The organism is Oleiphilus sp. HI0117, assembly GCF_001635235.1.
This window is the reverse complement of the sequence record NZ_LWGA01000086.1, coordinates 1-653: the sequence shown is the minus strand read 5'-3', so window position 1 is coordinate 653 and position 653 is coordinate 1. Positions and strand designations below refer to the sequence as shown.

The 653-nt window shown below is 47.5% G+C and carries 1 protein-coding gene; it reads left to right on the top strand.

Annotated elements, in window-relative coordinates; all coding sequences use genetic code 11:
* On the top strand, positions 1-653 hold a 653-nt coding region (locus A3757_RS01260; RefSeq protein ID WP_231878180.1), incomplete at both ends, for a methyl-accepting chemotaxis protein.

The following is a 653-nucleotide window of genomic DNA, read 5'->3' as shown; positions in this document are numbered from 1 at the left end:
TGCAGAAACCTCAGACCTGACTCACGAAGCAAATACTCAAATAAATCAAGGTAACGAGATGATGCGCAATACCATTGGTGCAATCAGCAGCGTCTCGGATGATATGACACAAGCCAGCCAAGTCATTAGCCAACTTGAAGCCGATGTTCAACAAATTGACACCATTCTTGGCGTCATCAGAAACATTTCTGAACAGACCAACCTATTAGCTTTGAACGCCGCGATCGAGGCTGCACGAGCTGGCGAAACAGGCCGCGGCTTCGCGGTAGTAGCAGATGAAGTTAGGTCTCTCGCACAACGAACTCATGAATCCACTGAAGAAATACAGGCGATGACTGAAGCTCTGCAATCTGCCGCTGCCAATGCAGTTAAAGTAATGGAGGCCGGAAAGATCCATACTCAATCTTGTGTGGATAATGCTTACAGCACCGGAGAGTGCCTAATGATAGCGGGTTCAAAAGTCGCTGAAGTCACCGATAGGAATAATATGATCGCTGCAACGGTGGAACAACAACAAGGCATCGTTGCGAATGAAGTCAGCAGCAATGTGGTCTCTATCAAAGAGGTCGCTCATGAAACCCACGAAGGTGCGACAACACTTTCACAACATAGCGAAGAGCTACAAAAGCTAACCAGCTCAACTCAGCAACTTC